Origin of the sequence: Bradyrhizobium roseum (assembly GCF_030413175.1) — a bacterium.
Classification (GTDB): Bacteria; Pseudomonadota; Alphaproteobacteria; order Rhizobiales; family Xanthobacteraceae; genus Bradyrhizobium; species Bradyrhizobium roseum.
In genome coordinates this window covers 7,126,924-7,151,420 of the sequence record NZ_CP129212.1, presented here as the reverse complement: position 1 = coordinate 7,151,420, position 24,497 = coordinate 7,126,924, and the positions used below count along the sequence as shown (strand labels likewise).

The following is a 24,497-nucleotide window of genomic DNA, read 5'->3' as shown; positions in this document are numbered from 1 at the left end:
GGAAGCTCTGCCGAACGTGATATGTGCGCATGGCGCACGCCCGTTTGCGCCGGTTGATCGGGTTTCGTCACATCTTCATAGTGCCGGCCATGAATCGAAGAGGCTCCCGCCGGGGCCTGCTGGGCAAAAAGGCCGATGCTGGATACGACAGCCACCCTGGAGGTAACCAATGACGCGCGGGCGCGCGGCAATGTGCTGCGGCTGGCCGCGGCGCAGGCGCTGACGGGGGCCAACTCGGCCGTCATCTTCGCCACCGGTTCGATCGTCGGCGCAACGCTGGCGCCCGATATCTCGCTCGCCACCGTGCCGCTGTCGATGTACGTGCTGGGGCTCGCCGCCGGCACGCTGCCGACCGGCGCGATCTCGCGTGCCTACGGCCGCCGCGCAGCCTTCATCATCGGCACGTTTTGCGGCATGCTGACCGGCCTGCTCGCCGCAATCGCCGTTCTCTATGCGTCGTTCGGGCTGTTTTGCTGCGCGACGTTTCTCGGCGGCCTCTATGGCGCGGTGGCGCAGTCCTATCGCTTTGCCGCCGCCGACGGCGCCAGCGCCGCGTTCCGGCCAAAGGCCGTGTCATGGGTGATGGCGGGCGGCGTCTTCGCCGGCGTGCTCGGTCCGCAGCTCGTGCAGTGGACCATGGATATCTGGCCGCCTTATTTGTTCGCGTTCAGCTTTTTGGTGCAGGCCGTCGTCGCGCTGGTGGCGATGGCGGTGCTGTGGGGCGTCGATGCGCCGAAGCCCGCGCCGTCGGACATGCATGGCGGCCGGCCGCTGTTCGAAATCGCGCGGCAGCCGCGCTTCATCGCGGCGGCGCTATGCGGCGTGGTTGCGTACCCCATGATGAACCTGGTGATGACCTCGGCGCCGCTCGCGATGAAGATGTGCGGGCTCACCGTCAGCGATTCCAATTTCGGCATTCAGTGGCACATCGTGGCGATGTATGGGCCGAGCTTCTTCACGGGCTCGCTGATCGCGCGCTTCGGCGCGCCCAGGATCGTCGCGCTCGGCCTGCTCCTGGAAGCGGCCGCGGCGGGCATCGGCCTTGCCGGCATCACTGTGATGCACTTCTGGGCGACGCTGGTCGTGCTCGGGATCGGCTGGAATTTCGCCTTCATCGGCGCCTCCGCGCTGGTGCTGGAGACGCACCGGCCGCAGGAACGCAACAAGGTGCAGGCGTTCAACGACTTTCTGGTGTTCGGGATGATGGCGGCGGGCTCGTTCTCGTCAGGCCAGTTGCTGGCGCATTACGGCTGGTCGATGGTCAACATGGTGGTGTTCCCGCCGGTGCTGCTCGGCCTTGCTGTGCTGTCGTTTGCGTCGTTCGCAAAACGGCGGGCGAAATGGCACGCGGTCGATTGAATTCCCGATCCGGGCGTCTAGTTCTGGTATTGATCGGTCACATCATCCGCTGGAGGTCCCATGCCGACGCGCGCCCGCCTCGATGAGTTCATTGCCGCCGTCGTCTCCGGCGACCATGCCGGCGCGATCGAGCGCTTCTACACCGAGGACGCCAGCATGCAGGAGAACGCCGCGCCGCCGCGGGTCGGGCGCGATCTGCTGGTGGCGCATGAGCGCGCGGTGCTGGAACGGGTCGAGCGCGTGACGTCGACCTGCGTCACCTCGATCGTCGAGGGCGATCGCGTCGCGATCCATTGGGTGTTCGACTTTGTCTACAAGTCCGGCAAGACCAGCCGGTTCGACGAAGTCGCGCTGCAGGAATGGCGCGGCGACAAGGTGTTTCGCGAGCGGTTCTTCTACGATCCGTCGAAGCCGGCCAGCTGACATCTGCTGACAGTTCGCTGTCCATCGAATTGATGGCCCTTGTGGTTCTGCTAGTAGTTGTCGTCAAGCCCGGCCATGACGGAGAGAGACAACACAAGAAGAACGATTGTGGACGCCCGCAACTACTCGCTCACTGACGAAACCTCGATCAGCTACGACGGCTGGCGCATCGTCGCCGTCTGTTTCCTGCTGGCGACGTTCGGCTGGGCGTTCGGCTTCTATGGCCAGAGCGTCTATGTCGCCGAGTTGCAGAGGTCGCACGGCTGGCCGGCCTCGCTGATTTCCTCAAGCACGACGTTCTTCTATCTATCCGGCGCGGCGCTGGTCGCCTTTGTCTCCGAGGCGATCAGGGGCTTCGGTCCTCGAAATTGCATGGTCGCGGGCATCTGCACCATGGCGGTTGCCGCCGTCGCCATCGGCCAGGTGCGCGAGCCCTGGCAGCTTTATCTCGCCAACGCGGTGCTCGCCTTCGGCTGGGCCGGCACCAGCCTCGGCATGATCACCAACACCTTGAGCCTGTGGTTCGACAGGAAGCGCGGCATGGCGATCAGCCTGGCGCTGAACGGCGCGAGCTTTGGCGGCATCATCGGCGTGCCGCTGCTGGTGGCTGCGATCGGCCATTTTGGCTTTTCCGGCGGGATGACCGCTGCGGCCGCCGTGATGGTCGTGGTGATGATTCCCGTGATCCTGATCTTCGTCGGCCGGCCGCCGGTTCATGCCGGCGCCGGCGCTGGCTCCGCTGCGGCCGCGGACGCACCGTCGCCGACGCAGGTTCGCGCGCGCGCATTTCGGGATATCGGCTTCCTCTCGGTGTCCGCGGCGTTCGCGCTGGTGCTGTTCGCGCAGGTCGGCTTCATCGTCCACCTGATCTCGTTTCTCGATTCGGTGATCGGGCGGCAGCAGGCGGCGATTGCCGTGGCGGTGTTGACCGCGATGGCAGTGGTCGGCCGCGTGTTGGTTTCATTTGTCATCGACCGGATGAACCAGCGGCTGGCGTCCGCGCTTTCCTTCGTCAGCCAGGCGGTCGCGCTGCTGGTCGTCATCAATGTGCATCGCGATTACGCGCTGATCGCCGCCTGCGCGCTGTTCGGCTTCTCGGTCGGAAATCTGATCACGCTGCCGGCGCTGATCGTGCAGCGCGAGTTTGACCCGCGTTCGTTCGGCGTGCTGGTCAGCCTGATCACGGCGATCAACCAGATCACCTACGCCTTCGGCCCCGGCGTGATCGGCCTGCTGCGGGATCTGTCGGGCAGCTACACGCTGCCGTTCTACGGCTGCATCGCGTTGGAATTGACGGCCGCGGTGCTGATCATGGTGCGGGGGCGTTCGGTCTCTTCGCCAGCCCCTTGAGGGGGCGCGTCGGCTCGCCGCTGGCGCGCGCCTTCACGGCCAAAAAGCCTGAGCCGTCATTCCGGGTTCGCCGCGTTGCGGCGCCCCGGAATGACGGTCGTCGAGGAGCGGGTGAAGAGTTTACGCCTCCCGCGCCCGCATCAGATCCGCCAGATCCAGCCTTTTTGTGAACATCGCCAGCGATCCATCCCCCGCGCGCGGCCACTCGGCCTCGGGTCGGTCGCGGTAGAGCTCGACGCCGTTCTGGTCGGGATCACGCAAGTAAAGCGCCTCGCTGACGCCGTGGTCGCTGGCGCCGTCGAGCTCGATGTGGGCTTGCATCACGCGATACAGCGCATCCGCCAGCGCCGCGCGGGTCGGATATACAATGGCGGTATGAAACAGCCCGGTGGTGCCGGGCGGCGGCGGATGGCCGCCTTTGCTCTCCCAGGTGTTCAGGCCAATGTGGTGATGATAGCCGCCGGCCGAAATGAACGCGGCAGCATCGCCGATCCGCTGCATAATCTCAAAGCCGAGCACGCCGCAATAGAAGCCGAGCGCGCGATCAAGATCGGCGACCTTGAGATGGACGTGGCCGATCCGGGTGCCGGATATGACGGGTGGGTTCTGGGGCATGTGGTTCTCTCCGCGCTGGCTGCTTTCTTAACCTCGCCCCGCTTGCGGGGAGAGGTCGGATTTTACGCGAAGCGTAAAATTCGGGTGAGGGGGTACAGGTCTATCGAGAGTTCACAACTCGCGGAGGCAGCCCCTCACCCCAACCCTCTCCCCGCAAGAGCGGGGCGAGGGAGTCTACAGATCACGCCAAATCCGACACTTCCCCCTCCGGCAGTCCGAACTCGAACGTATTCAGCGTCATCGACACCATCGTGTAGTACCCGCACAGCCCGATCACTTCCACGATTCCGCGCTCGGTCAGCACCTTCACCGCCTCGTCGTACAGCGCCTTCGAGACGCCCTTGCCCTCGTGCAGCGACTTGGCGAGGTCGTAGATCATCTGGCCCTTCGGATCGTCGAAGACAGGCGTGCGGCGATCCCGGATGTCTTCGATGATCTTGGGGTCCATACCGCCCTTCAGCGCCAGGCGCTTGTGCGCGAACCATTCGTAGTGCGAGGTCCAGTGCCGCGCTGTAACGAGGATCGCGATCTCGGACAGTTTTGCCGGAAACATCGTATTGAACCGCAGCTGTTCGCCGAGCCGCGTGGCATGCCGCGCCATGTCCGGGCTGTTGAGCCAGGCCATCATCGGCGCCGGCGGGGCGCCGCGCTTGCCGGATATCGCCTCGTCATAGGTTTCTTTTTGCTCGGGGCTCATTTCGCCAGGCGAAAGCAGTTTCAGCCGCATGCGCGTTTCCTCTTGTTTTTCAATCGTTACGCTTTGCGCATACACCCGATTGCGCGCCATGACCACCGTACCGGCGGCATGGGCCGATGCCAGACACAGGTTGAATTCCGCCATCTGACCGCTAAGGTCGATGGCAAATATACAACGTGGAAACGCCATCATGTCCGATCTTGAAGCATTCCGTCGTGAAACCCGCGCCTGGCTGGAGGCCAATTGCCCGCCGGAGATGCGGCGTCCGACGACCTCGGAGAACGACACCTATTGGGGCGGGCGTAACGCAAAGTTCTCGTCCGAGCCGCAGCGCCTCTGGTTCGAGCGGATGCGCGACAAGGGCTGGACCGTGCCGGACTGGCCGAAGGAATATGGCGGTGGCGGTCTCGATCGCGCCGAGCACAAGGTGCTGCGCGAGGAGATGGCCGCGATGGGAGCGCGCCCGCCGCTGTCGAGTTTCGGCATCTGGATGCTCGGGCCGGCTCTCTTGAAGTACGGCAACGATGCGCAGAAGAAGGAACACCTGCCGAAGATCGCCGCGGGCCTGATCCGCTGGTGCCAGGGCTATTCCGAACCGAATGCCGGTTCCGACCTCGCCTCGCTGCAGACCCGCGCCGAGAGCGACGGCGACGATTACGTCATCAACGGCCAGAAGATCTGGACCTCCTATGCCAACTACGCCGACTGGATTTTCTGTCTGGTCCGCACCGATCCGGCGGCCAAGAAGCACGACGGCATCAGCTTCATCCTGTTCGACATGGCCTCAACGGGCGTGTCGACCAAACCCATTTTGCTGATCTCGGGCTATTCGCCGTTCTGCGAAACCTTCTTCGACAATGTCCGCGTGCCGAAATCGCATGTGGTCGGCACCGTCAACCGCGGCTGGGATGTCGCAAAGTATCTGCTGCAGCATGAGCGCGCGATGATCTCGGGCATGGGCGAGCGCGGCGTCGGCCGGCCGCTTGGCCAGGTCGCCGCCGATTCCATCGGCGCGGATCCGCAGGGCCGGCTCGATGATGCGATGCTGCGCAGCCAGATTTCGACTTTCGAGATCGACGAGGCGGCGCTGTCCGCGGCCGCCGAACGCGCGGTCGATCTGGCGAAAGCCGGGCAGTCGCATCCGGCGTTTTCCTCGGCGATGAAATATTACGGCACCGAACTCAACAAGCGCCGCCACGAAATCCTGATGTCGGCCGGCGGCATCGATGCGCTGGAATGGGAAAGCGAGCGCTCCAGGGGCGGCGCCCGCCCGCGCGCCTGGCTCCGCACCAAGGCCAATTCGATCGAAGGCGGCACGTCAGAGGTGATGCTCGGCATCGTCGCCAAGCGCATCCTCGACCTGCCGGGGGCGTAGCCCAACTCTCACGTCGTCCCGGCCTTGCGCCGGTACCCATAACCACCGCTGCCTGAGGTTTGATTGTGTCGCTAGCTCCATCCCTACCTCGATAGGCCGCGGCGTATGGGTCCCCCGATGCGCAATTGCGCATCTGAGCGCAAGGCAGGGACGACGAAACAAATTTAGTCTCTTCTGAACCGGAACTCATCAATGCCCCTCGTCCTCACCGAAGAACAATCCATGCTGCGCGACAGCGCGCGCGGCCTCATCAGCGACAAGGCGCCGGTGGCGCATCTGCGGACCTTGCGCGACAGTAAGGATGCCACCGGCTTTTCGCGCGATCTCTGGAAAGCCTTCGCCGACATGGGATTTACCGGCCTGCTGGTGCCGGAAAATTTCGGCGGCAGCGGGTTAGGCTATGTCGAGGCCGGCGTGGTGATGGAGGAAATCGGCCGCACGCTGATGCCGTCGCCTTTCCTGTCGACCGCGGTACTGGCGGCCTCCGCATTGTCGCGCGGCGGCAGTGAGGCACAGAAGTCGGCGCATCTGCCGAAGATCGCAGATGGCTCGCTGCTGGCCGCGTTCGCGGTCGATGAAGGTACCAAACATCGGCCGCTGCAGATCAATTTGCAGGCGGTTCGCTCCGGCAACGGTTTCAAGCTCAGCGGCGCCAAGGCGCTGGTGGTGGACGGCCACACCGCCGATTTGCTGATCGTCGCCGCCCGTAGCGGCGGCGCCGCCGGCGAGCGCCACGGGTTGACGCTGTTCCTGGTCGATCCCAAGGCCAAGGGCGTCGCAATCGAACGCACCGTGATGGTCGATGCCCACAACGCCGCGCGAATCGAATTTTCCGATGTCGAGGTCGACGCCGATCACGTGCTCGGCGAAGTCGATCAGGGCGGCGCGCTGCTGGACGGCGTGCTCAACATCGGCCGCGGCGCGGTCGCTTCCGAAATGGTCGGCCTGAGCGAAGAGGTGTTCGGCCGCACCGTCACCTACCTCAAGGAACGCAAGCAGTTCGGCAAACTGATCGGCGAATTCCAGGCGCTGCAGCACCGCGCCGCCGAGCTCTACATCGACATCGAGATCACCCGCGCGGCGGTGTTGAAGGCGCTGCAGACGCTCGACGGCGACTTCGATTCCGCCGGCGCCGCCGTCGCGGTCGCCAAAGCTCGCGCGGGGACCACGGCCACGCGGGCAGTGCAGGAAGGCGTGCAGATGCACGGCGGCATGGGCATGACCGACCAATTCGACATCGGCTTCTTCATGAAGCGCGCCCGGGTGTGCCAGGAATTGTTCGGCGACAGCAATTACCACGCCGATCAACTGGCGCGGATGAAGAGCTATTGAAGTCGTTGCGCCGTCATTTCGGCGCGCGCAAAACGTCGTCCCACCCATCGCCGTCATCACCCGCGCAGGCGGGTGATCCAGTACGCCGCGGCTTCTCGTCGATTCACAGACGTCTCTGGAATACTGGATCGTCCGCCTGCGCGGGCGATGACACCGGAGCGTGATTCTCTACGGTCATTCCGGGGCGCGCGCAGCGCGAACTATGATGTGCAATTGCACATCTGAGAATCCAACTCTCCGCTGTGCTTGCTGCCCGATGGATTCCGGGTCTGCGCCCAAGCGAGCGCATCCCGGAATGACGGCGGTTGATGCGGGTGATTCTTATCCTCCCCTGGAGGGGGAGGATCGGTTCGCATGCAATGCGAACCGAGGTGGGGTGAAGGTCTCTCCACGTTCAACAGTGCCCGAGATGAGCTATCCACTCTCCACGTCCAACAGAGCATGCGTGGATAGTCTGTCACCCCGCCCCGTCTCCCATGGCGCTGCGCGCCAAGTGAGCCGACCCGCCCCCTCAAGGGGCGGGTAAAAAAACTACCTGATCGGCGGCGCGTACTGGATCCCGCCGTTGCTCCACAGCGAATTCAGCCCGCGCGGAATCTTCAGTTTCGAGCCCTCGCCGACATTGCGGTCGTAGACCTCGCCGTAATTGCCGACATGGCGGATGATCCGGGCGGCCCAGTCCTTGGGCAGGCCGAGATCCTCGCCGTAGGCGCCCTCGGTGCCGACCAGCCGCATCACGTCGGGCTTCTTCGACTTCAGCGCCTCGTCGATGTTCTTGGAGGTGATGCCGAGCTCCTCGGCGTTGATCATCGCATACAGCGTCCACTTCACGATCATCATCCAGTCGTCGTCGCGCTGGCGCACCACGGGTGCCAGCGGCTCCTTGGAAATGACGTCGGGAAGGATGACATGGTCGCTCGGCTGGATCAGGTTCAGCCGCAGCGCGTAGAGCTGGGAGACGTCAGCGGAGAACGTGTCGCACTTGCCGCCTTCATAGGCCTTGAGCACATCCTCCAGCTTGGGGAGCTTTACTTCCGTGTATTTCATGTTGTTGGCGCGGAAGTGGTCGGCGACATTGAGCAGGTTGGTCGTCCCCTCCTGCACGCAAACCTTGCTGTTGTTGAGGTCGAGCGCGGAATCGATGTTGCGCGACCGCGGCAGCATGAAACCTTGGCCGTCATAATAGGCGACCGCCGGGAAGTAGAGCGCGTAATTGCTCTCGCGCGACATGCTCCAGGTGGTGTTGCGGGCCAGGATGTCGACGGTGCGGTTCTGCAGCTCCTTGAAGCGCTCGTTGGCGTCGAGGGGGACGAACTTCGCCTTCTTGGGATCGTCGAAGATCGCCGAGGCCACCGCGCGGCAGAAATCGACGTCGAAACCGGTCCAGTCGCCCTTTTCGTCGGGAATTGAGAAGCCGGGCAGGCCCTTGTTGACGCCGCACAGCACATCGCCGCGGCGGATGGTGCGCTTCAGCGTCTTGGTGTCGTAGCGCTCATAGGTGATGGCAGCAGCCGCAACGGCGGCTGCGACCGCCAGCCCTATCAGGAGGCCGCCTCGGAATGTCCGCAACATTTTTAAACTCACACGTTCAGGGAATGGATCGGCTTGGAGCGGCCGGGTCGCAATCAGAGTTCCGGTTTCTGCCGGATAATCACCTTGGTGCCAACGGGCACGCGCTCGTAGAGGTCGGCGACGTCGGCGTTGACCAGGCGGAAGCAGCCGGAAGAAACGGCGGTGCCGATGGTGTCGGGCCGATTGGTGCCGTGGATGCGGTAGACCGTGGTGCCGAGATACATCGCACGCGCGCCGAGCGGGTTGCCGGGGCCGCCCGCCATGAAGCGCGGCAGATAGGGCTGGCGCTGGATCATCTCCGGCGGCGGGGTCCAGTCCGGCCACTCCGCCTTGCGCGTGATGTTCACCAGCCCCTGCCAGGTGAATCCTTCACGGCCGACGCCAATGCCGTAGCGCAATGCGCGGCCATTGCCCTGGATCAGATAAAGATGGCGCTCGGCCGTCACCACGATGATGGTGCCCGGCGCTTCGTTGGTGCGATAGAACACCGCGGTCTTCCTGAACTGCGGCTCGAGTTCGACGGAGTCGTCCGCGATCAGCCCCGGCTGGTCGCCGACGTCGGGCTGCCGTGTCTGTGCCTGGCCCTGCGGGGCCGAAAGGGCCAGACCACTTGCTGCGATCATCATCCAGATCAGGTACCGAAATTTCGTCATCGAAAATTCTCCTGGCAAATGCGCATGATCCGCCAAAGTGTGAGCGGTTTGGCGACAAGATCATGCGCCGCTTTTTAAGTCAGAGCGCGATCGGACGCAAAACCGGCTCCCACCTTGCTGATCGCGCTCTGGAACCATCAAATCTCAGGGCCGGCTTGATGGCAAGTTTAGGGCGAATGAGGCCAATAGGTAACTGAAATATCTTCAATATCTGTCTTCTGCCCAATTCATGGGATGTCCCGGCCGCCTTATTTCGGCGCGATCCATAGCCGCAGCACAAATGAGATCAACGTCACAGTGCCGAGGCCGCCGAGCCAGAGCGCGGCGAACCACAACAGCCGCTGCGGCAGCGGGCGAAGTTTCGGCTCCGCCGGCATCAGTGATATCCGCTCTCGGGATCGACTTTGCCGCGAAACACCCAATAGGCCCAGGCGGTATAGCCTAGGATCAGCGGGATCAGGACGGCGACGCCGAACAGCATGAAGACCTGGCTGTTCTCCGGCGCGGCCGCCTGCCAGATCGTGACGCTCTGCGGCACGATATAGGGATACATGCTGATGCCGAGCCCCGCATAGGACAGCGCGAACAGCGCCAGCGTCAGGAAGAACGGCTGGTAGTCGTATTTGTTGGCGAGGCTGCGCAACAGAAGCGCCGTGACGGCAGCGACCGCGACCGGCACCGGCGCGGTCAGCACGATGTTCGGAAAGGTGAACCAGCGCTGCGTATACTGCAGGCTGAGGAACGGCGTCGCGGCGCTGACCGCGCCGATGGCGCCGAGCATCGCCATCAGAAGCGTCCAGCTCAGGCGATAGGCGCGATCACGCAATTCGCCTTCCGTCTTCATGACAAGCCACGTCGCGCCCAATAGCGCGTAGCCGATCACCAGCGCCACGCCGGTGAGAATGCTGAACGGCGTTAGCCAGTCCCACCAGCCGCCGGCATAGGCGCGGCCCGAGACATGGATGCCCTGCAGAATGGCGCCGAGCGCAATGCCCTGCGCCAATGTCGCCAGCAGCGATCCGCCGGCAAAGGCGATGTCCCACTTGTTCCGCTCTTTCGTGGTGCGCCAGCGGAATTCAAAGGCGACGCCGCGGAACACGAGGCCCAGCAGCATCACGATCATGGGCGTGTAGAGCGCCGGCATCAGGATCGCATAGGCCAGCGGGAACGCCGCCATCAGGCCGCCGCCGCCGAGCACTAGCCAGGTTTCGTTGCCGTCCCACACCGGCGCGACCGAATTCATGATGACGTCGCGGTCGCGCTTTTCCGGAAACAGCGGAAACAGGATGCCGAGGCCGAGATCAAAACCGTCCATCACCACGTAGACGAACACGGCAAAGGCGATGATGAAGGCCCAGATGACCGGAAGATCGATACCGATCATCGCGCGGCTCCCTCGGCGACCGCACCGGCGGCGGGCGTGATGCCGGCGGCACGGGCGGGAATGTCGCTGCGCGGGCCCTCTTCGCCCGGATGCGGCGGCGCCGCCATCAGCCGCAGCAGGTAGATCACGCCGGCCGTGAACACCAGGAAATAGACGATGATGAAGGCGATCAGTGAGGAAGCCACCGCAGGCGCCGCCAGCGGCGAGGCGGAATCAACCGTGCGCAACAATCCATACACCGTGAACGGCTGGCGCCCGGTCTCGGTGGTGATCCAGCCAGCGAGGACGGCGATGAAACCGGAGGGCGCCATCGCGACCGCGAACAGGTACAGTAGGCGGGAATCGTACAGCTTGCCCTGGATGCGCATCAGCAGGCTGAATGCGCCGAGCGCCAGCATCAGCAATCCCATCCCGACCATGATGCGGAACGACCAGAACGTGATCGCCACCGGCGGCCAGTTTTCGCGCGGAACGGTGTCGAGCCCGGCCATCGGCGCGTCGGGCGAATGTTTGAGGATCATGGAGCCCAGCTTCGGCACCTCGATCGCATAATCCATCCGGCCGGCGCTCTGGTTGGGCCAGCCGAACAGAATCAGCGGCGCGCCGTCCTTGTGGCTGGTGAAGTGGCCTTCCATCGCCATGATCTTCACCGGCTGGTGTTCCAGCGTGTTGAGCCCGTGCTGGTCGCCGGCCAGGATCTGGAGCGGCGCCACCACGGTGGCCATCCACATCGCCATCGAGAACATCACGCGTGGACCGGCGAGGTGGCGGTCGCGCAGCAGGTGGTACGCGCCGACCGCGCCGACCACGAGCGCGGTGGTCAGGTAGGCCGCCAGCACCATGTGCACGAGGCGGTAGGGGAAGGATGGATTGAAGATCACCTTCAGCCAGTCAACGGCTATGAACTGCCCGTCGGCGTTGATTGCGTGGCCGGTCGGCGTCTGCATCCAGGAATTGGCCGACAGGATCCAGAACGCCGAAATCAGCGTGCCGATCGCGACCATCAGCGTCGCCAGGAAATGCAGTTTCGGCCCGACGCGCTGCAGGCCGAACAGCATGACGCCGAGGAAACCCGCCTCGAGGAAGAACGCGGTCAACACCTCGTAGGCCATCAGCGGGCCGATCACCGGGCCGACCTTGTCCGAGAATGCCGACCAGTTGGTACCGAACTGGTAGGACATCACGATGCCCGATACCACGCCCATGCCGAACGCGACGGCAAAGATCTTGAGCCAGTAGTTGAACAGGTTGATGAAGACCTCGCGCCCGGTCCACAGCCACAGCGCCTCGAGCACGGCGAGATAGCTCGCCAGCCCGATCGAGAACGCCGGGAAAATGATGTGGAACGACATCGTGAAAGCAAACTGCGCCCGGGCGAGTACTACAGCATCCCAGCCTTCGAACATCGGCACCACCCGTCGCACTTTCACCGGGCGCAATCGCTTTCGAATTGCGTCCGAACCAGATCTTCACATTATCACGCCGGATGCGGAATGTATCTGCGCGCTACGCGGAACAGGCGTGCGGCGCTATCTCGCAGCCGGTCGGGCGAGCCGTAACCGCCTCGTGATCTCGGCCTGCACGGCGCGGGTTTGTTCCTTGCCGACCAGCACCGGGCTGCGCACCTTTCTGCCGGAGTGCAGGCGGGCCGCAAGCGCGTAATGGGAACCTCGCCGGCCGCCGCTTTCAACATCAATGTGCGCGATTTCGTTGCCGTCGGCCACGATGATGTCGATCGCGCCCGTCAACGACAGCCGCTCCATCCGGATCGCACCATCGCGCACGACCCAGCATCCGCTCGCCCGGTAGAGATACCTGGTCAGCAGGAAGGCCACGATCGCGCCGAATGACCAGATCGCTACGCCGAGCCCGGACAATTTGCCGCTCCACAGCGCGAACGCGGGTGGCAGAACCACCGAGCAAACCAGCACCCCGGTGAGCGCCCGGAACGCCCATAAGCGTCTGGCACTGACCGGCTTGCCCAGCCTTATCGCCGCGTTCGCGGCGTCGAGCGGGTTCTCGGCCAGTTCGGGCGCGGGCAGTTGCAGCAGCCGCGCGATCTGCACGGTGGTTCGCTTCACCTGGGTGATGTCAGGCAGCGGCGGCGAGGTCAGCGTATCTCCCGAATCGGTCTCGAAGATGAGGGTGAACTCGACCGATTTGCCGAGGCTTCGGCGCAGCCGCATCTCCGAAAGCTCATCATCCCGGATCGATCGCCGGTGCAACTTGCCGAACGGACGCTGCTCGCCGATCAGGATCTCGCCCGGCGTCACGATCCACACCACATTGCGGTCGAACAGCGCGGCGGCCAGCAGCAGGCAGCCGAACAACAGCGCGAACAGCGCGGCGATGCCGAGCCATTGGTCGTTTGCCAGATGGGCGAGGCCGGGCAGGGCGATCAGGCACACCACGACGGCGATGCCGGCGAGAACCAGCCGCTCGTTGAGCGTCGTGCCCCTGCGTAACCTGACCTCATTCTCGTGTGCCGCCGCATCCATCGCCGGCGGCAGACATCACGTCCGGCCGCACCGCGTCAAGCGACCACCGCATGCACGCAAATCACGATTGCGTCGTGCGAGCTCGTGCCGTCCCGCGCATGAAACCTGGTCTCAAAGCAGAGCGACCCGGCGGGGGGCATCCCTGCCGGGTCGTTGGAGGTCGCTTGGGGTCTGAAACCTGGGGAGGTCTCGGTAGGCTGGAAAGTCAGCGGGGGTCTCGCTGTCTTGCGTTGTCGAGAAGAGTTATAGCGGGCGAGTTTTTCCGGGTAATGTCGCGAATTGTTTCATTTGTTTCGTCGCTGGTAATCTTCGTCCGCCGAAACCGACCCGTTTTCTCGTCGCTATTCCGATGTAACCCTTTGATAATAAACGAATTTAAGCCGCGATACTGTCCACGCCGGCACCCTTAAGCAATTCGGCCAATTGTTTGCGGGCGTAGAACATCCGCGTCTTCACCGTGCTCTGGGGAATGCCGATGATGGCGCCAGCCTCTTCCACCGACTTCTCATGGTAGTAGACCAGATTGATGATCTCGCGATGGGCAGGTGACAGTTTTGCGACGCAGGCGCGCAGGATGGCCTTGGTGTTGTTGCGGTCGAGCGACGCCTCCGGGGTATCGGCCTCATCGACGATTTCGAGCACGTCTTCCTGCTCGATGTCCTCATGCTTGCGCTGGCGCAGGGCGGTCAGCGCCTTGAAGCGGGCGATCGACAGCAGCCAGGTGGAGACCTGCGAACGGCCTTCGAACTGGCTGGCGGTCCGCCACACGTCGAGGAACACCTGGCTGACGAGGTCTTCCGCCATCGTGGAGTCGCGCACCATGCGCAGCACGAAACGGTACACGCGGACATTGTGGCGCGAATAAAGCACATGCATCGACGTGCGGTCGCCCTTGGCAATACTCTGCAACAGCATTTCGTCTGACGTCGCGCGGGCGGCGGCGATCGATTTGTTGGCTGCGGCATTGATGGCGACGACGTTCGACATGACAGGCTCCCAATTCCGACGCCCAGCGGCGTTCGTTGGGAAGATTGTTAGTTAGGCTCGGTTTCGGGACGTCTGCACGAAAGAGGGAAAATGGTTTCGTGCCGCAGAGAATTGTTTCATCGCGGCGCCCGCGACGAAACATTCGGCCGGAAAAGGCCAGTAATTTCAATGGGCGGAAAATTGGAAGATTTCAGAAGCGGAATAGTTCCGCTCGATCGTTGCTGCGTTCGCGGGGACGACCGGGGCCGCTATCCCTTCTCGCCCGCCGGCGAGAACAGATACCCGCCGCCCCGGATGGTGCGGATCACTGCGGGCTTGGTCGGGTCGATCTCGATCTTGCGTCGGATGCGCATGATGCGCAGGTCGACCGCGCGGTCGAAGGCCTCGGCGTCGCGCGCATTGGCCAATTCCAGCAGCCGCTCGCGCGACAGCACCCGCTTCGGATTCGCCGCGAACACCTTCAGCAGCCCGAATTCGGAGGCCGTCAGCGGATGCTCGTTGCCTTCGTCGTCGCGCAGCGCCTGAGCTTCGAGGTCGAGCCATTTGGTGCCGAACCGTACCAGCTGCTCCTTCTCGGCCTTGGCCGCCGCGGGTTCCGGCGCGGCCGCCGCCCTGGCAGGGGTGCTCCGGCGCAGCACCGAGCGGATGCGCGCCATCAGCTCGCGCAGCTCGCAGGGTTTTGCGATGTAGTCGTCGGCGCCGAGTTCGAGGCCGACGACGCGATCGATCGGGCTCGCGGTCGCCGTCAGCATGATGACGGGGACGTTGATCTTGCTCTTGAGGTCGCGAATGATCGAAAGCCCGTCTTCCTCGGGCATGTTGAGGTCGAGCACGACGAGGTCGGGCACGTTGCTCTCGATCTCCTTGCGCAGGCTCTTGCCGCCGTCGCACAGCGTGACGCCGAAACCGTGCATCTTGAGGTAATCGCCGACCATCTCGCGGGCCGGCGCCTCGTCGTCGACGATGAAGATATGCGGGTTCTGGGTCATGTCGTCTCTGTCGCCGGCAGTTTAACGGTAAACGTCGAGCCCTGTCCGGGACCGCCGCTCTCTGCGGTCACATGGCCGCCATGCATGTCGATGATACGTTTGACGATCGACAGCCCGAGCCCCGTCGAACTCTCCCCGGCGGTCGGCTTGGCCGAGAGCCGCTGAAACCGGCCGAACAGCCGGCCGAGATCCTCCGGCGACAGCCCGGCGCCCTGGTCGGAAATGCGGATCACCGTGTCGTTGCCCTCATGGGTGACGGTTACGGTTATCTTGCCGCCGATCGGCGAGTATTTGATGGCGTTGCTGACGAGGTTGTCGATCGCTTCGCGGATCCGGTCGGTATCGCACATGGTGACGATATTCGGCGGCGCCGACACCGTGATGGCCTGCTGCTTGTTGATGGCCGACGGCAGGTTCGAGTCGGCGACTTCAGCCACGAGGGCGGCGACATCGACCGGCTCGCGGCGGATGGTGATGTCGAAGGCGTCCGCCATCGCGTCCGAAATCAGGTGATCGACCATCGAGGTCAGTCGCTTGGTGGCGTCGCGGATATGCTCGACCTGGGCGGTGACGTTCTCCTTGGGCGAGCCGGCGCCGATCAGTTCGGTCAGCATTTCGGTGCGGCCGAGGATCACGCCGAGCGGGTTCTTCAGATCGTGCGCGACGGTGCCGAGGATCTCGTTCTTGAAGCCGTTGGCGCGCTGCAGCCGCAGCCACTGCGCCGACAGGCGGCGATTGGCCTGCATCAGCGCGCGGGTGCGCTGCGCGACGCGGTCCTCGAGCTGGGTATTGGCCTCGTGCAGTTGCCGGTACAGGATGACGTTGTCGAACGCGATCGACAGCCGGCTGGAGAAGATCTCGACCAGCGCGCGGTCGGTATCGGAAAGCTGCCGCTCGGCCTGCAGCAGCACCACCACCTCGCGGCCGCTTCCGGTGCGCAAATAAAGCACGCTGCGGTGGTCGGCGAATTCGTTCTTGCGGCGCAGGAAGGCGGCTTCCACCATCTCGCGCAAATCCGGATCGAGCGACTTGGAGCTGGTCGAGCCGATGAAGCGGCTGTAGCAGCCCGAGCCCGCCAGCACCGAAAACTCGCTGCCGGGCGCGCCGTCGTCGCGCAACACCAAAATCCCGGCGCAGTCCACATTGAGCAGGGAGGCGAGCTGGGTCAGCACGCCCTCGGCCAGCCGCTGCATCGACTTGAAGTCGTACAGCGTCGAGGCGGCGTCGATGATGATCTCGAGCCCGCGGCGGGTCTGCACCATGCGCTCGAGCTGCTGGTAGCTGCGCAGCGCCGCCGTCAGCGAGGTGAACAGCTTGTCGGCGGTCAGCTCGGTCTTGGCCTTGTAGTCGTTGATGTCGTACTGGACGATGACGCGGCGCTCGGGCGCCTGGCCCGGCTGGCCGGTGCGCAAAATGATGCGGACGGTTTCGTTCTTGAGCTCGTTGCGGATGTACTCGACCAGCTCGAGGCCGGCGACGTCGGTTTCCATGATGACGTCGAGCAGCACGGCCGCGACATCCGGATTGTCGCGCATCAAGGTGCGGCCTTCGGCCGCGGAATAGGCCGAGAGGATTTCCAGCGTGGCGCCGTGCAGATTGTAGTCGCTCAGCGCGAAGCGGGTGCCCTCGTGCACCGCGGCATCGTCGTCGATGACGGCGATCTTCCATTTGCGCGCGGACGAGTCCTCCGGAACGGTCCCGGTATCGTCGATCAGGTGGAGGACATCGTCCTGTTCGGCCATTGCGAAGTTCCGTCGGCTGCTGCCTGGTCTGTCATCGTCGGTTCGTCGGTCGATCCACCTGTCGACCCACCCTTGGCGACCTTGGGCATGATAATGCGGAAGGTGGTGCCTTGTCCCAGCCTCGACTCCAGCATCATCCGACCGCCGAGCTGTTGAGTGACAAGATTATAGACGATATGCAAGCCCAGCCCGGTGCCGCCCTCGTTGCGGCGCGTCGTAAAGAACGGGTCGAACGCCTGGCGCTGCACGTCCGGGGTCATGCCGGCCCCGTTGTCGGCAAAGATGATCTCGACGTCGTCGCTGCCGCGCGCCCGCGCCGAGATCGTGATCGCCCCGGACCGGCCGTCGGCAAAGGCGTGGTTGGCGGCGTTCAGGAACAGGTTGGTCAATATCTGGCCGTAGGAGCCGGGATAGCCGTCGATCACGAGCCCTTCGGGCACCTCCACCGACAGCGTGATCGCGGCCTTCTTCAGCGCGGGCCGCAGGCTCGCGATGATCTGGTCGGTGGCCTCGCTGAGATTGAACTGCCGGCGCTCGGCGTGCGAGCGGTCCACCGCCACCTGCTTGAACGACTGGATCAGTTCGCCGGCGCGGTGCAGGTTCGCCACCAGCTGGCCGGCCGCGTCGCGCGAGCTGTTGACGAACGCGTCGAGCTTGGAGCGGCGCAGCGGCCCGGTGCGCAATTCCTGCTCGAAGGTTTCGGCCCGGCGCGCAAAGCTCGACGCCACCGTCAGGCTGATGCCGATCGGGTTGTTCACCTCATGGGCGACGCCGGCCACCAGGCCGCCGAGGGCTGCCAGCCGCTCGGCGTCGATCAGGTTCTGCTGCGCGGTGTTGAGTTCGATGAGCGCGGCCTCGGCCTTCTCCTTGGCGGCGCGCAATTCGGCTTCCGTCTTGCGCTTGGCGATGGCGTTCTCGCGAAACACGTCCACGGCGCGCGCCATGGCGCCGACCTCGTCTCTGGCGGTGGTGCCTTGAACCCTGCGATCCAGATTGCCCGACGTGATCGCGTGCATCGAGCGGAGGATCTGCTGCAGCGGCAGGCGGATCGACAGCGCGATCAGCACGCCGGCGGACAGGATGATGCCGAGGAACATCACCGCGATCGACAGCACCCGGCGCGAGATCGCCGACAGCGTCCTGTCGAACGTCTCCTGCGCCTTCTGTTCGCGCTGGCGCATCTTGACCGACAATTCGTCGATGACGCCGATCGCCTCGGCCTGGCTGGCATCGATGGTGTTGCGCAGCAATTCGGTCCGGATCGCGAGCTGCTCCGTCAGCTTGGCCATTCCCTCGCGCAGCGCCACCGTCCGCGCCGCGAGCCGCTGCAGCGCCATGCGCTGCAGGTCATTGTCGGCAAGGCCGCTCATCGCGGGAATGGTGTTCTCGATCGTCTCGGTATTCTTGCGGGCGTCCTCGGCGGAGGCGTCGCTGCGCGACAGATAATAGGCGTTGGTGGCGACCAGCATGGCCGTGAACGCCTCGCGGGATTTGCCGAGCGAGGGCCAGATCTGCGCGTCGCGGTGTCCGGTGGCGCCCTCGATGATCGAGTACAGCCCGGCCATTTCCCGCGCCGGGCCCAGCACCTGCTGCTCGTAGGTCCTGGTGATGGTGGCCTGCACGGCGCGCAATTCGCCGAACCCGTTCAGGAAACGATCGGTGACGTGCTCGAGCCGCTCGACCGAGCCCGACAGCATCGGATCGCTGGCGGCCCGCGTGGTCAGGGTGCCGAGCACGGCTTCCCGCAGCAGCAGGATCTCGGCGAACAAATCGGGGCTCGGCTGGTTGATGTAGCGATGGATCAGGTTCTGCAGCCGGCTGGTTTCGCTTTCCAGCAGCGCTAGGATCTTGTCGGACTCCCGCACCTGCCGGACGTCGTCCCAGGCCGAACCCAGCACCTTGGCGCCGTTCCAGATCAGCACCGCGAGCACCACGACGACGGCGGAATTCAGGGCCGCGATCGACAGGATGCGCCAGCGGATCGGCACCGCGCGCAGCCATTGCACGACGCGAAAACGGCCGCGCGCCGCGAAGCCCGTCCGCCGTTCGGTTCCATTGTGCGGGTGCGGTGCGCCGGTCACGTTCGCTCCACTCCGCGCAGGCCGCCCGGATGCCTTGCGCATCGGGGATCGTGACCACGAAATTCGCGCGCGAAAGCGCCCGTTGAGACCGCCGCAAGCAACAGCACAACAACAGGCACGAAGGTCCGCCAAAGGTCGGCGCGGCGATACACGAGCGACAAATCCCCTTAGAGATGGAGTCTAAGGCGGGGCAAAAAGGTTCAAAGCGTTTTTAGCAGAATTTACCGATGCTTGGCTATCGATGACTGGGTTCGCGGGCCAGCCTGTCTTAGTAATCGCTTTAATTTCGCTGCAATCTGCAATTGTGCGTTGCAGTGCGGCGGGGCGGATTGAAACCTTGGCTGCGGCATTTTATGAGGCTGAGCCAGGCAAATCATATTGTCCGGCGGTAGATCGGGATTGTCGCCAGTGAAATTGGTTTTTTTGTTCTTGCGATTTGCGGCGCTTGCCGTGGCGTTCCTTGCCTCTCCGGCGCGAGCCGCCACCGAGATCATGTGGTGGCATGCGATGTCGGGCGAACTCGGCAAGCAGCTTGAAAAGCTGGCGGCCGATTTCAATGCATCGCAATCCGATTACCGGATCGCACCGACCTACAAGGGCAACTACACCGAAACGGTGACGGCGGCGATCTTCGCCTTCCGATCGCGCAGCCAGCCCGCCATCGTCCAGGTCAACGAGATCGCCACCGCCACCATGATGGCGGCCAAGGGCGCGATCTATCCGGTGTTCGAACTGATGCGCGACCAGTCGGAGCCGTTCTCGCCGGAGGCCTATCTGCCGGCCGTGACCGGCTATTATGCCGATGTCGCCGGCAACATGCTGTCATTCCCGTTCAACGTCTCGACGCCGATCCTCTATTACAACAAGGATCTGTTCCGCGCCGCCGGTCTCGATCCGGAAGCGCCGCCGAAGACCTGGGCCGACATCGGCGCGGCTGCAAAACGCCTGCGCGCGGCCGGCTCGCCCTGCGGTTTCACCACCTCGTGGCCGTCCTGGGTTCATGTCGAGAATTTTTCCGCTTTCCACAATCTGCCGCTGGCCACCCGGGCCAATGGCTTTGGCGGGCTCGATACCGAACTGTCCTTCAACAATCCGGACGTGGTGCGCCACGTCGCGCAACTCGCGGAATGGCAGGCGACCAAAGTGTTCGACTACAGCGGCAAGGGGCAAACCGCCGAGCCGCGCTTCCAGAAGGGCGAATGCGCCATCTTCGTCGGCTCGTCAGGCACGCGCGCCGACATCAAGGCCAACTCGAAATTTGAAGTCGGCTACGGCATGATCCCGTACCGGAGCGAAATCACCGGCGCCCCGCAAAATTCCATCATCGGCGGCGCCACGCTATGGGTGCTGCGCGACCGGCCGCGCGCCGAATATGCGGGCGTTGCAAAGTTCTTCGCCTATCTTTCGAAGCCGGAAGTGCAGGCCGCCTGGCACCAGAACACGGGCTATCTGCCGATCACCCGCGCCGCCTTCGACCTCACCCGCGCACAGGGTTTCTACGATCGCAATCCGGGGGCCGCGATCGGGATCGAGCAGCTGACCCTGAAGCCGCCGACCGAGAATTCGAAGGGAATCCGGCTCGGCTCCTTTGTGCTGATCCGCGGCGTGATCGACGAAGAACTCGAGCACGTGTTCAGCGGCAAGCAGTCCGCGCAGGCCGCGCTGGACGCCGCCGTCGAGCGCGGCAACCGCCTGCTCAGGCAGTTCGAGCGGGCGAATCCGGATAGATAGCGCGCTCTCTCCGCCGTCATTGCGAGCGCAGCGAAGCAATCCATCTATCCCCGCGCTGAGGCGTGGATTGCTTCGTCGCCTCTGTAGCCCGCATGAGCACTTGCGATATGCGGGACCGGCGCCCGCGGCATCCCGCATGTCGCAAGCGCTCATGCGGGCTACAATTTCTGCACAGCGGCTTGTCCGCTGAAGCCTTGGTGAAGGTCTCTCCTCGTCATTGCGAGCGCAGCGAAGCAATCCATCTATCCCCGTGCTGAGACCTGAATTGCTTCGCTGCGCTCGCAATGACGGGGGAGAGAGTGGAGATCTATCGGCTACGAAGCCGCCGATAACGCCAATCTAGAAACGGCGCCCGCTGTGCGGTGATTTCCTGACCGCCTCGTGAATGCGGACGAGCGGCGCAAAACAATCCGCAATCTTCGCGCCAAGATCGTCGCCTTTAGTCTGGGGCAACGAAGCCATTATTGAGATCTGACTCAGCAGGCTCTGAAGATGGTTCAAGTCTGATGCAATATCCGCCATCTGGCTCTCCTTTCAGGAATGTGACGCGCCATAAACGGTCTCACATCAAGCCTCAAAGGCAAGCGTCATGACGTTTGACGGACCGCCCTCGACGCGTGGTTTCGTCCACTTTTTGTAAGAAAACGAAAAACACTTGTTTCCGCGCAAGTTCAGAAAAATTCGCGGGCGCGCGGTTCCGTTTGATTTCGGAGAAATGCGCACTCAAGCCGCTTCTTTTTGTCCGCCAATGCTTTGGGCAGGATCGCCACCGTAGTTTTTTGCTGGGTTGGAAAAGGCCGCCCTCCACGAGTTGAAGGACCTCCTGTGGCCGATTTTGATCGTCGCCCAACAATGGAGCGCAAAGAATTTTTGATTAATTAATAAGCAAATATGCGTCTTTGTATGCAATTCGCTGGGGTGTTGCGCGCGGCGCACTGTCCTAGCGGTCTAAAAATATCAAGATAACTCAACAGGATAAGGCGAAATAAACGCCTCCTTAAGGTTTGGCACAAACCTTGCGATCCCCGTTCCAAAGCCATTTTCCCTGAAGGCATTTGGAGCATCCCCATGAAGCGTCGCGATTTCCTCAAATCCGTCACTGGAGCTGCGGCGGGCGCGATGGTGCCCGCGCCGGCGATCTGGTCTGCGGCCCAGGCGCAGTCACGGTCCGAGACCCTGCTGATCGTTTCGGAGGGCGGTCCGAACAACTTAGACATCCATGGCGTCGGCACCAACGTGCCCGGCTATGAGGTGTCGTGGAATTGCTACGACCGCCTGATCACGCACGAGATGAAGAGCGGTCCCGGCGGCGTGCCGTATTACGACCGCGACAAGTTCAAGGGCGAACTCGCCGACGACATGAAGATCGACGACATGTCGGTGACCTTCAAGCTGAAGAAGAACGCCAAATTCCACGACGGCGCGCCGGTCACGGCCAAGGACGTCAAATGGTCGCTCGACCGCGCGGTCTCCGTGGGTGGTTTCCCGACCTTCCAGATGAGTGCGGGCTCGCTGACCAAGACCGAGCAGTTCGTCGTCGTTGACGACAACACCGTGCGGGTGGACTTTGCCAAGAAGGACCGCCTGACGATTCCCGATCTCGCGGTCATCGTGCCCTGCATCGTCAACTCCGAACTGGTGAAGAAGAACGCCAGCGAGAAGGATCCCTGGGGTCTCGAATACACCAAGCAGCAGACCGCGGGCTCCGGTGCCTACAAGTTGACAAAATGGACCGCCGGCACCGAAGTGATCATGGAGCGCAACGACGAGTGGGTCGGCGGCCCCTTGCCGAAGATCAAGCGCGTGATCTGGCGCATGGTGCCGCAAGCCGGCAACCGTCGCGCGCTGCTGGAGCGTGGCGACGCCGATATCTCCTACGAACTGCCGTTCAAGGATTTCCAGGAGATGAAGGCCAACGGCAAGCTCAACGTGGTGTCGCTGCCGTTCTCCAACGGCATCCAGTATATCGGCATGAACGTCACCAAGCCGCCATTCGATAATCCCAAGGTGCGTCAGGCGGTCGCCTACGCGTTGCCGTATCAGAAGATCATGGACGCGGTGCTGTTCGGCCTCGCCAATCCGATGTTCGGCGCCGCGGCTGACAAGGCCACCGAGGTCGCGTGGCCGCAGCCGACCAAATATTCCACCGACATGGCCAAGGCCAAGGCGCTGCTGGCCGAAGCCGGCTACGCCCAAGGCTTCGAGACCACGATTTCATTCGACCTGAATTTCGCCGGCGTCAACGAGCCGCTCTGCGTGCTGGTGCAGGAGTCGCTCGCCCAGATCGGCATCAAGACCACGATCAACAAGGTGCCCGGCGCCAACTGGCGCACCGAGCTGAACAAGAAGGAAATGCCGCTCTACACCAATGTGTTCTCGGGCTGGCTCGATTACCCCGAATACTTCTTCTACTGGTGCTATCACGGCAACAATTCCGTCTTCAACACCATGAGCTACAAGTCGCCCGAGATGGACAAACTGATCGACGGCGCGCGTACGGCCGCCTCGACCGGCGACACCGCGACTTACGACAAAAGCGTCAAAGGTTTTGTCGATCTCGCCTTCACCGACATCCCGCGCATCCCGCTGTACCAGCCCTTCGTCAACGTCGCGATGCAGAAGAACATCTCGGGCTATCAGTACTGGTTCCACCGCCGGCTCGACTATCGCGCGCTGGTGAAGGCGTAATCCGCCATGCTGACCATGATCGGCAAACGGCTGCTGTTTGCGATCCCGTCGCTGATCGGAGTCGTGATCGTCACCTTTCTGCTGACGCGCGCGCTGCCGGGCGATCCGGCTGCGTACTTCGCAGGGCCTGCCGCGACCAAGGAGGCGGTCGAGCAGATCCGCAAGAAACTCGGGCTCGACAAGCCGCTGATCGAGCAGTTCTTCCGCTACACCAGCGACCTCGTGCATGGCGATTTCGGCAATTCGCTGACCACGGGCCAGCCGGTCGCCGCCGAGATCCGCAACCGCCTGCCGGCATCGGCCGAGCTGACGCTGCTGGGCCTCTTTGTGTCGGTTATCATCGCCATCCCGCTGGGCGTGTTGGCCGCCACGCGGCCGGGGTCATGGATCGATCATCTCTGCCGTATCACGACGACCGCGGGTGTTTCATTGCCGGTGTTCTTTACCGGGCTGGTGCTGGTCTACGTGTTCTATTTCAGGCTCGGCTGGTCGCCGGCGCCGCTCGGCCGGCTCGATGTGTTCTACAGCGCGCCGCCGACGATCACGGGCTTCTATCTGATCGACACGCTGATCGCGCGCGATTTCGAGGCCTTTCGTTCGGCGCTCAGCCAGCTGATCCTGCCGGCGGCGACGCTGGCGATCTTCTCGCTGGCGCCGATCGCGCGCATGACCCGGGCCTCGATGCTGGCGGTGCTGGCGTCCGAGTTCGTCCGAACCGCCCGCGCCTCAGGGCTTTCGCCTTCCACCGTGATCGTCACCTATGCTTTCCGCAACGCCATGCTGCCGGTCATCACCACGCTCAGCATGGTGTTCTCGTTCCTGCTCGGCGCCAACGTGCTGGTCGAAAAAGTGTTCGCCTGGCCCGGCATCGGCTCCTACGCCGTCGAGGCGCTGATCTCCTCGGATTTCGCGCCGGTGCAGGGTTTTGTGCTGACCATGGCGGTCATGTACGTGCTGCTCAATCTGGTCATCGACATTCTCTACGGTGTCATCGATCCGCGCGTGCGGCTGGAAGGGTGAG

At 63.5% G+C, this 24,497-nt stretch carries 21 protein-coding genes; 8 read left to right on the top strand and 13 right to left on the bottom strand.

Going from position 1 to position 24,497, the window contains the following annotated elements; translation table 11 throughout:
• The first annotated feature begins 135 nt into the window (after window positions 1-135).
• The 3 genes from QUH67_RS33900 to QUH67_RS33890 all read left to right on the top strand — a co-directional run bounded on the left by QUH67_RS33900 (window position 136) and on the right by QUH67_RS33890 (window position 3,132).
• Complete coding sequence (locus tag QUH67_RS33900; protein WP_300944353.1) at window positions 136-1,359, top strand: MFS transporter; 1,224 nt, start codon at window positions 136-138, stop codon at window positions 1,357-1,359.
• A gap of 60 nt (window positions 1,360-1,419) precedes the next feature.
• A complete protein-coding gene (locus QUH67_RS33895) occupies window positions 1,420-1,782 on the top strand; it encodes a nuclear transport factor 2 family protein (RefSeq protein ID WP_300944351.1) in 363 nt (120 codons plus the stop codon).
• Between the two features lie 75 nt (window positions 1,783-1,857).
• A complete protein-coding gene (locus QUH67_RS33890; protein ID WP_300944349.1) occupies window positions 1,858-3,132 on the top strand; it encodes an MFS transporter in 1,275 nt (424 codons plus the stop codon).
• Window positions 3,133-3,252: 120 nt separating this feature from the next.
• Here QUH67_RS33890 and QUH67_RS33885 read toward each other — a convergent pair whose 3' ends face one another.
• Both QUH67_RS33885 and QUH67_RS33880 read right to left on the bottom strand, forming a co-directional pair.
• Window positions 3,253-3,747 (bottom strand): VOC family protein, encoded by a 495-nt coding sequence (locus QUH67_RS33885; protein ID WP_300944347.1) that lies wholly within the window; start codon window positions 3,745-3,747, stop codon window positions 3,253-3,255.
• Between the two features lie 181 nt (window positions 3,748-3,928).
• Window positions 3,929-4,474 carry a carboxymuconolactone decarboxylase family protein gene (locus QUH67_RS33880; RefSeq protein WP_300944345.1) on the bottom strand — a complete coding sequence of 182 codons (546 nt, stop codon included), beginning with the start codon at window positions 4,472-4,474 and terminating at the stop codon, window positions 3,929-3,931.
• 160 nt (window positions 4,475-4,634) lie between these two features.
• Between QUH67_RS33880 and QUH67_RS33875 the strand changes: the two genes are divergently transcribed.
• Together QUH67_RS33875 and QUH67_RS33870 are read left to right on the top strand one after the other, a co-directional pair.
• Complete coding sequence (locus QUH67_RS33875; protein WP_300944343.1) at window positions 4,635-5,819, top strand: acyl-CoA dehydrogenase family protein; 1,185 nt, start codon at window positions 4,635-4,637, stop codon at window positions 5,817-5,819.
• 192 nt (window positions 5,820-6,011) lie between these two features.
• Window positions 6,012-7,151, top strand: coding sequence for an acyl-CoA dehydrogenase family protein (locus tag QUH67_RS33870; RefSeq protein ID WP_300944342.1), 1,140 nt, complete (start codon window positions 6,012-6,014; stop codon window positions 7,149-7,151).
• 531 nt (window positions 7,152-7,682) lie between these two features.
• On the opposite strand, the gene QUH67_RS33865 is transcribed toward QUH67_RS33870, so the two are convergent.
• The 10 genes from QUH67_RS33865 to QUH67_RS33820 all read right to left on the bottom strand — a co-directional run bounded on the left by QUH67_RS33865 (window position 7,683) and on the right by QUH67_RS33820 (window position 18,964).
• Window positions 7,683-8,723 carry an amino acid ABC transporter substrate-binding protein gene (locus QUH67_RS33865; RefSeq protein ID WP_300944340.1) on the bottom strand — a complete coding sequence of 347 codons (1,041 nt, stop codon included), beginning with the start codon at window positions 8,721-8,723 and terminating at the stop codon, window positions 7,683-7,685.
• Between the two features lie 53 nt (window positions 8,724-8,776).
• Window positions 8,777-9,376 carry a L,D-transpeptidase gene (locus QUH67_RS33860; protein ID WP_300944338.1) on the bottom strand — a complete coding sequence of 200 codons (600 nt, stop codon included), beginning with the start codon at window positions 9,374-9,376 and terminating at the stop codon, window positions 8,777-8,779.
• 248 nt (window positions 9,377-9,624) lie between these two features.
• Window positions 9,625-9,753 (bottom strand): DUF2474 domain-containing protein, encoded by a 129-nt coding sequence (locus QUH67_RS33855; RefSeq protein ID WP_300944336.1) that lies wholly within the window; start codon window positions 9,751-9,753, stop codon window positions 9,625-9,627.
• Window positions 9,753-10,760, bottom strand: a complete 1,008-nt coding sequence (gene cydB, locus QUH67_RS33850) for a cytochrome d ubiquinol oxidase subunit II (protein ID WP_300944334.1) — start codon at window positions 10,758-10,760, stop codon at window positions 9,753-9,755. The genes QUH67_RS33855 and cydB overlap by 1 nt, the downstream gene beginning before the upstream one ends.
• Window positions 10,757-12,166: a cytochrome ubiquinol oxidase subunit I gene (locus QUH67_RS33845; protein ID WP_300948273.1), complete on the bottom strand. Its 1,410-nt coding sequence runs from the start codon at window positions 12,164-12,166 to the stop codon at window positions 10,757-10,759. The genes cydB and QUH67_RS33845 overlap by 4 nt, the downstream gene beginning before the upstream one ends.
• 123 nt (window positions 12,167-12,289) lie before the next feature.
• Entirely contained in the window at window positions 12,290-13,258 is a 969-nt protein-coding gene (locus tag QUH67_RS33840) for a hypothetical protein (RefSeq protein WP_300944333.1), read from the bottom strand.
• A 375-nt stretch (window positions 13,259-13,633) separates the two neighbouring features.
• On the bottom strand, window positions 13,634-14,245 hold the full coding sequence (locus QUH67_RS33835) for a sigma-70 family RNA polymerase sigma factor (RefSeq protein ID WP_300944331.1): 612 nt from the start codon (window positions 14,243-14,245) through the stop codon (window positions 13,634-13,636).
• A 248-nt stretch (window positions 14,246-14,493) separates the two neighbouring features.
• Window positions 14,494-15,234: a response regulator gene (locus QUH67_RS33830; protein ID WP_300944329.1), complete on the bottom strand. Its 741-nt coding sequence runs from the start codon at window positions 15,232-15,234 to the stop codon at window positions 14,494-14,496.
• Window positions 15,231-16,976: an ATP-binding response regulator gene (locus tag QUH67_RS33825; protein ID WP_300944327.1), complete on the bottom strand. Its 1,746-nt coding sequence runs from the start codon at window positions 16,974-16,976 to the stop codon at window positions 15,231-15,233. Before QUH67_RS33825 ends, QUH67_RS33830 begins: the two co-directional genes overlap by 4 nt.
• Entirely contained in the window at window positions 16,946-18,964 is a 2,019-nt protein-coding gene (locus tag QUH67_RS33820) for a sensor histidine kinase (RefSeq protein ID WP_300948272.1), read from the bottom strand. Before QUH67_RS33820 ends, QUH67_RS33825 begins: the two co-directional genes overlap by 31 nt.
• Window positions 18,965-19,471: 507 nt before the next feature.
• Here QUH67_RS33820 and ugpB point away from each other — a divergent pair.
• The gene (gene ugpB, locus QUH67_RS33815) at window positions 19,472-20,788 is read left to right on the top strand and encodes a sn-glycerol-3-phosphate ABC transporter substrate-binding protein UgpB (RefSeq protein ID WP_300948271.1); all 1,317 of its coding nucleotides are present in this window, start codon (window positions 19,472-19,474) and stop codon (window positions 20,786-20,788) included.
• A 339-nt stretch (window positions 20,789-21,127) separates the two neighbouring features.
• On the opposite strand, the gene QUH67_RS33810 is transcribed toward ugpB, so the two are convergent.
• Complete coding sequence (locus QUH67_RS33810; protein ID WP_300944326.1) at window positions 21,128-21,310, bottom strand: hypothetical protein; 183 nt, start codon at window positions 21,308-21,310, stop codon at window positions 21,128-21,130.
• Window positions 21,311-21,856: 546 nt separating this feature from the next.
• Here QUH67_RS33810 and QUH67_RS33805 point away from each other — a divergent pair.
• Both QUH67_RS33805 and QUH67_RS33800 read left to right on the top strand, forming a co-directional pair.
• Entirely contained in the window at window positions 21,857-23,476 is a 1,620-nt protein-coding gene (locus tag QUH67_RS33805; RefSeq protein ID WP_300944324.1) for an ABC transporter substrate-binding protein, read from the top strand.
• Between the two features lie 6 nt (window positions 23,477-23,482).
• Window positions 23,483-24,496, top strand: a complete 1,014-nt coding sequence (locus QUH67_RS33800) for an ABC transporter permease (RefSeq protein ID WP_300944323.1) — start codon at window positions 23,483-23,485, stop codon at window positions 24,494-24,496.
• Window position 24,497: the final 1 nt, after the last annotated feature.

Excerpts from the sequence above, each read along its gene's own strand:
- QUH67_RS33825 (WP_300944327.1), bottom strand. The coding sequence starts at position 16,976 with ATGGCCGAACAGGACGATGTCCTCCACCTGATCGACGATACCGGGACC.
- QUH67_RS33840 (WP_300944333.1), bottom strand. The coding sequence starts at position 13,258 with ATGGATGCGGCGGCACACGAGAATGAGGTCAGGTTACGCAGGGGCACG.
- QUH67_RS33810 (WP_300944326.1), bottom strand. The coding sequence starts at position 21,310 with ATGGCGGATATTGCATCAGACTTGAACCATCTTCAGAGCCTGCTGAGT.
- cydB (WP_300944334.1), bottom strand. The coding sequence starts at position 10,760 with ATGATCGGTATCGATCTTCCGGTCATCTGGGCCTTCATCATCGCCTTT.
- QUH67_RS33805 (WP_300944324.1), top strand. The coding sequence starts at position 21,857 with ATGAAGCGTCGCGATTTCCTCAAATCCGTCACTGGAGCTGCGGCGGGC.
- QUH67_RS33855 (WP_300944336.1), bottom strand. The coding sequence starts at position 9,753 with ATGCCGGCGGAGCCGAAACTTCGCCCGCTGCCGCAGCGGCTGTTGTGG.
- QUH67_RS33830 (WP_300944329.1), bottom strand. The coding sequence starts at position 15,234 with ATGACCCAGAACCCGCATATCTTCATCGTCGACGACGAGGCGCCGGCC.
- QUH67_RS33880 (WP_300944345.1), bottom strand. The coding sequence starts at position 4,474 with ATGCGGCTGAAACTGCTTTCGCCTGGCGAAATGAGCCCCGAGCAAAAA.
- QUH67_RS33800 (WP_300944323.1), top strand. The coding sequence starts at position 23,483 with ATGCTGACCATGATCGGCAAACGGCTGCTGTTTGCGATCCCGTCGCTG.
- QUH67_RS33900 (WP_300944353.1), top strand. The coding sequence starts at position 136 with ATGCTGGATACGACAGCCACCCTGGAGGTAACCAATGACGCGCGGGCG.
- QUH67_RS33885 (WP_300944347.1), bottom strand. The coding sequence starts at position 3,747 with ATGCCCCAGAACCCACCCGTCATATCCGGCACCCGGATCGGCCACGTC.
- QUH67_RS33835 (WP_300944331.1), bottom strand. The coding sequence starts at position 14,245 with ATGTCGAACGTCGTCGCCATCAATGCCGCAGCCAACAAATCGATCGCC.
- QUH67_RS33870 (WP_300944342.1), top strand. The coding sequence starts at position 6,012 with ATGCCCCTCGTCCTCACCGAAGAACAATCCATGCTGCGCGACAGCGCG.
- QUH67_RS33895 (WP_300944351.1), top strand. The coding sequence starts at position 1,420 with ATGCCGACGCGCGCCCGCCTCGATGAGTTCATTGCCGCCGTCGTCTCC.
- QUH67_RS33860 (WP_300944338.1), bottom strand. The coding sequence starts at position 9,376 with ATGACGAAATTTCGGTACCTGATCTGGATGATGATCGCAGCAAGTGGT.
- QUH67_RS33875 (WP_300944343.1), top strand. The coding sequence starts at position 4,635 with ATGTCCGATCTTGAAGCATTCCGTCGTGAAACCCGCGCCTGGCTGGAG.
- QUH67_RS33845 (WP_300948273.1), bottom strand. The coding sequence starts at position 12,166 with ATGTTCGAAGGCTGGGATGCTGTAGTACTCGCCCGGGCGCAGTTTGCT.
- QUH67_RS33865 (WP_300944340.1), bottom strand. The coding sequence starts at position 8,723 with ATGTTGCGGACATTCCGAGGCGGCCTCCTGATAGGGCTGGCGGTCGCA.
- QUH67_RS33890 (WP_300944349.1), top strand. The coding sequence starts at position 1,858 with ATGACGGAGAGAGACAACACAAGAAGAACGATTGTGGACGCCCGCAAC.